Consider the following 5,597-nt stretch of genomic DNA (forward strand, 5'->3'; position numbering starts at 1 on the left):
GGGGCTTCAAATGGGTCTTCAGGTGTCAGCATGATAGCCCCCCAATGCATGCCGATGGTTTTCTGTGCTTTGATACTTCTTGCAATTTCAATGGCATCTTCAGGTGTCGCGTGAACAGAACGCATATACCTTCTTGGCTCATAGGCGCCAATACCAATTAAGGCCAAATCGAAGGGGCCTGCCCGTTCACCTATCTCCTTGAATATCTCACCTTTCGCTGTATCGCCCGAGAACCATATGCTTCTTTCCTTGGAGCGGAAGCTGAAGCTTGCCCATAGGGTCTTGTTGGTATCAAAGAGGCCTCTGCCAGAGAAATGCACGGCGGGTAGTGTGGTGATGGTTAGTTCTTCGACTTGTGTTTCTTGCCACCAGTCTTGCTCAATAACACGCTTGTAGCCTCGCGATGTTAAGAAGCGCTTAAGGCCCAAGGGTACGATGACTAAAGTTTCTTTTTTGTAGGGGTAGGCTCGAAGGGCTAAGTCATCTAAGTGGTCATAGTGGTTGTGGCTGATGGCTATGATATCGGCTTGGGGTAATGACTTGGCGTCAAATGCAGAAGGCACAAAACGTTTGGGGCCTAAAGAACCAAGGCCAGCAACTTCACTCAAGAAGGGGTCGGTAATGATAACTTTGTTGTTTAGGCGGAGGATAAAGGCTGCATGACCTATCCAGGTGATGCTAGGTTGCGGTGTATCGCGGTATTGCTGCTCCACTTGCTCCTTGGGCAGAATGTGGCCTTCAGGTATAGAAGGCATTCTATTTGCGAAGGGGAAGGTGGTAAAGAAGCGTATTGCTTCCCAAGTGCTACTAGTGCGTTTTGGGCTGCCGGGAGGGTTTCGAAACCCTCCTACTGGTAGATGATGTTGGGGGCGCTTGCTTGTCGACACTTGTGCTATTTCTTTCGTTTAACTGATTTTTTCTTGGCGCTTGTTTTCTTTCCAGAGGTTTTCTTTTTCTTCTTAGAACCAGCCGCTTTTCCGGAAGCTTTGAGTTTTTTCGGGCCTTTATAGTGACCTTCAAGCTCTTTAACTTTACGTCGCTTGAAGGTCTGCTTTAGAAAACGCTCTATACCGGCCATAAGGTTAAATTCAGGCGCGGAAATAAGGGTGATGGCTAAACCCTTTTCGCCCGCTCTGCCGGTGCGACCTATACGGTGGACATATATCTCACCACGCCTCGGCATTTCGAAGTTGATCACCAGATCCATGCCTTCAATATCAATACCTCGTGCAGCAATATCTGTAGCGACCATTACTTTCAGCTCGTTACGGCGCATTTTGCTCATCACGAGATTTCGTTGTTTCTGGTCTTTGTCTCCGTGTAATACACCAGCGCTAATTTCTTGTTGCTGCATGACACGGTAAACCTGATCTACTTGCTCTTTCGAGTTACAAAAGACAATGCTGTGACGATATGTTTCGTTTCTTAGTAGCCAGCATAGTAGTTGGTATTTGTGAGCGTTATCGTCAGCAAAGATGATTTGCTGATCAATTGATGTGTGAGTATCGCTTGTTTGGTTTAGCTCATACACTTTTGGCTCATCTAGCAACTGGTCTGCCAGGCCTCGAAGTGCTTTATTGGCTAGTGTTGCTGAATAGAGCTGCGTTTGACGCCGTTGATGACAGTGTTCTGAAATAGATAGAATCTCATCGCTAAAGCCCATGTCGAGTAAGCGGTCTGCTTCATCAAGTATCAGGATGTCTACCGAAGAAAGGTCTAACAGGTCTCTGGCAAGCAATTCAGACAAACGCCCCGGTGTTGCCACGATAAAGTGTGGCGGGTTTTGAATGATTTCGGTCTGTTTGTGGATGTCAGTACCGCCACCGATATGACCCAACTTAAGTGCTGTAAAGCGAGCTAGCTGTTTTGCCTGCTTAAGCACTTGTTGGGCGAGTTCACGTGTAGGAACCAATACCAGGGCAAGTATGTCACCGCCTTCTTCATGCATTATTTGGTCGAAGGTAGGGAGTAGATAGGCAGCCGTTTTACCACTACCTGTCTCAGCGCTGACAAATAAGTCTTCGCCATCGAGCGCGTCAACCAGGGTTTTTTCCTGAACTTCAGTCGGTTCTTTAAAACCTGCTTCTTCTATTGCTTGAATTAAACTGTCTTCGAGTTCACTGAACACAAATATTACCCTCTTCGAATGTGAAGCGGATAATACCAAATTAGAGCAAGAGTTATTAGAAGAAAGGAGAGAAATCGAGAAGTATTAAAATAAACAAGTAGATACTTGATTCTATCTGATTGCGCGCTTTACTCTAGACTTCTTCCCAATACTAACAATCTAATGTTGAACAAATCATATATGAATACCAAGCTAATTCACCTTTTTTCCCTGGTTTTCCTTATTCTTTTGCTTATTTCTACCAGCCTTTTTGCACGACCCAAAATTGGTTTGGCTTTGGGAGGAGGTGGTGCCAAAGGCGGTGCTCATGTTGGTGTGCTTAAAGCCTTAGAGCGTGAGCAGATTCCTGTTGATTACATAGCGGGCACCAGTATTGGCTCGATCGTAGGTGGCCTATATGCCATGGGTTACAGCGCGGCAGAGATTGAGAAGAAGATGATGGCTACTACGTGGGAGGAAGGTTACTCAGACTCGATTCCTCGTCAAGATTTACCTTATCGCTTAAAGCAAAGAGACCAATTTAATGTACCCTTGGATATAGGGCTGCGTGATTACCAAATTACCTCGCCAAGTGGTTTGTTGTATGGTCAGCGTGCCGCGCAGCTATTACGTGAGACCTTTGGTATGGTGCCGGTGCTATCGAGCTTTGATCAGCTGTCGATACCTTATCGAGCAATTGCGACCGACCTGAGCCGCAACGAGCAAGTTACACTAGATCACGGAGACCTACTTAGTGCTATGAGAGCCTCGGCCAATGTGCCTGGTGTGTTGGCACCTGTAAACTGGGACGGGCAGTTGTTAGTTGATGGTGGTTTGGTAAATAACGTTCCAATAGATGTCGTGAAACAAATGGGGGCGGATATCGTTATCGCAGTAGATATCGGGGATGAGTTAGCTAAGCCTGAATCCTTGACTGATACTTTTTCTATCTTGGGGCAGCTCTCTAACTTTCTCACCGTGGCCTCGACTGAAAAACAAAAGGCACACCTGGCGGCTGAAGATATTCTAATAAAGCCTGATATTGATAATTTGAGTACGACTGATTGGTCAACCTTTCACTTGGGAATACAAGAAGGTCTTGAAGCGGCTGAATATCATTTGTTGTCATTGCAGGCTTTGTCACTTTCGGAGGCAGAGTATCAGTCTTACCTGTTGGCAAAAGAGAGGGTGAAAAACCGTTTGGTGCGTGTGCAAAAAGAAGCATTTAAACAGATTAGAATAGATAACCACTCCAATGCTCATCAAAGTATTATTTCAGAAAACCTGGATTTAAAAGCGGGTGAGAAGTTAAGTCCGAGTCAACTTAACCAGGCATTAAGTCGAGTATATTCCCTTGATGAGTTTCAGCGAGTTGATGCCAGAATAATCCCCGAGAACGATCAGCACAGTGTCATAGTTACTGCCGAAGGAAAAGATTGGGGGCCGAACTTCCTTGAGTTTGGCTTGGGCTGGGAAACCAATTTTACCGATCAGTCAAAGACGGATCTTGATTTGGCTTATACCGCGACTAACCTAAGCGTTAATGGTGGAGAGTGGCGTTCGCAACTAGAGCTGGGAAGTGATCCTGAGTTAAATACGGAGTTATATTGGCCACTAACAAAATCCCGTACTTTTTATACTTTAGGTCGCTATGCCTTCGAGTCTGTTGACTGGCGTCTACTTGACCTCAATGTTCTTCCCTTAACTGTCGAGCAGAATATTCATCAGCTTCGGGCGGGTTTGGGGTTTAACTTTTCCAGGAATGGAATACTTGAAGTGGGCGGTTTGGCTGAAGTGGGGAGTTTGGATAATGACTATTTACTCTCCAAAAAGATAAACTATGACACGTATGGAGCTTATCTTAAACTGGGTTATGACAGCTTAAATAGTGCCAGCTTTCCAACAGAAGGAAATCGAATTGAGCTTTCCCTTATTCATAAAGAAGAAGATGCTGATAATGTAACGCTTCAAGATGGAGGGCAAAGTGATTTCGGCGTCCAGTCTACTCAGCTTGGCTTTGAGTGGAAGGGCGCGATTAGTATTGATAGCCATGCCTTTGTAGGCAAGGCTGCTTTTAATAAGATGTTCGTAGATGATGGCGAACACAGTGTTAACAATGCTTCTTTAGGTGGTTTTTTAAACCTGTCCGGTTTTAACGAGCGAGACCTGAGCGGGCCGCATAAGGCCTTTATGGCATTGATTTATCAATACGACTTACGTGGAGGCTTTATTAGAAAAACAGGTTTGCCCTTATACGTAGGACTTAGCGCAGAAGCTGGGAATGTGTGGAGACAGGATGAGAAAGTCGACCTCGAAGAGCTTATTTATGGTGGTAGTATCTATCTAGGCACCGACACCATAATGGGCCCAGTTGCTTTGGGCTACGGTGCCAATGATCATGGTGCCAGCTCGGTATACTTTTACCTGGGTTACGAGCTGTAAGTTTGCCGCTAAGAGAAGTATTCCACTATCCAGGTATAGAGTAGGTCGACGCTTATATCTGCCAGCTTGATTTGCTGAAATGCATCATCAGGGTCCTTATCTCGGTAAGCGAACTGATACATAAGCTGTTCGGGCTGTTCATCATGCAGAATCAAGATGATTCGTTTACCACTTTTCAGACAATCAATTGTCATGACGTCGGCCGGAATCCCGTTAGCTCGCATATTTTTGCTGACACCGACAACCGGATTAATGTTGGCGTGCTCTTGCTGGATTTTTACGTGAGTGTCGGTGGCCAGGTCGGAGAGAATGGATAAGGGGGTTGTGCTCACGAAGGCTCCTCGTCATGTTTGCTGTGGCTGGTTTGATGAATCATCTCTGCAGGTCTAAATAGCTGTTCTAATAAATAGCTTTTGAAAGACTCTGGGTATTCGAGAGTGTCGAGAGCTTTCTCCATACATAGCATCCAGGCGTCTCTTTCTTCACTATCTATGGTGAGGTGGCTATGTACTTTAGGGATGCTAATCGATCCAAAGTGTTGCATATACAAACGCGGTCCACCCATCCACCCGGCCAGGAAGTAGGTGAGCTTCTGTCGGGATAGAGTCAAATCTTCAGGGTGCATTTTCCGAATGACTTGTGCTTCGGGTAGGGTATCCATCATTAAATAGAACGTATCAACTAAACGTGTCAGTCCCGGTTCACCGCCTGCGGCAACAAAGGTCGAGTCACCTTGGCCATACTGTTTATCGCTAATATTCATTAAGTTATCTAACTTTGTTTTCTCACACTTACCAAGCCTTTACTAGCTTAAGCAATGTTTTGTCAGTTTGTTCAGTGCCCTGATTTAAACCATGCCTCATCACTTCCAGAGGTATAATTCAGTCGCGGCCACAAATAGTTTGAGCAGTTGATTCAGCACGATTGGAGATTTGATAAGGGCGTTTAGTTTCTGAGCTTGTCATGTGCTTAATAATGACGTGAAAAATCTTGAAGTCAAATTGAGTGATACTAAATCGTGATTGGCTTATCTGGAAGGGCGGATTCG

5 protein-coding genes are annotated in these 5,597 nt (G+C 45.4%); 1 reads left to right on the forward strand and 4 read right to left on the reverse strand.

What is annotated here, in order from left to right; translation table 11 throughout:
* Together A3757_RS05050 and A3757_RS05055 are read right to left on the reverse strand one after the other, a co-directional pair.
* On the reverse strand, nt 1-887 hold an 887-nt coding region (locus A3757_RS05050; RefSeq protein ID WP_197469803.1), incomplete at its 3' end, for an MBL fold metallo-hydrolase.
* A 5-nt stretch (nt 888-892) separates the two neighbouring features.
* Nucleotides 893-2,128 (reverse strand): DEAD/DEAH box helicase, encoded by a 1,236-nt coding sequence (locus A3757_RS05055; protein WP_197469805.1) that lies wholly within the window; start codon nt 2,126-2,128, stop codon nt 893-895.
* Between the two features lie 180 nt (nt 2,129-2,308).
* Here A3757_RS05055 and A3757_RS05060 point away from each other — a divergent pair, with 180 nt between their 5' ends.
* Nucleotides 2,309-4,549, forward strand: coding sequence for a patatin-like phospholipase family protein (locus A3757_RS05060; RefSeq protein WP_068509510.1), 2,241 nt, complete (start codon nt 2,309-2,311; stop codon nt 4,547-4,549).
* Nucleotides 4,550-4,557: 8 nt separating this feature from the next.
* Here the strand turns inward: A3757_RS05060 and A3757_RS05065 are convergent, their stop codons facing one another.
* Nucleotides 4,558-4,881: a hypothetical protein gene (locus A3757_RS05065; RefSeq protein ID WP_068509494.1), complete on the reverse strand. Its 324-nt coding sequence runs from the start codon at nt 4,879-4,881 to the stop codon at nt 4,558-4,560.
* Nucleotides 4,878-5,312, reverse strand: a complete 435-nt coding sequence (locus A3757_RS05070; protein ID WP_068509492.1) for a group II truncated hemoglobin — start codon at nt 5,310-5,312, stop codon at nt 4,878-4,880. Before A3757_RS05070 ends, A3757_RS05065 begins: the two co-directional genes overlap by 4 nt.
* Nucleotides 5,313-5,597: the final 285 nt, after the last annotated feature.

The sequence above is a fragment of the Oleiphilus sp. HI0117 genome (assembly GCF_001635235.1).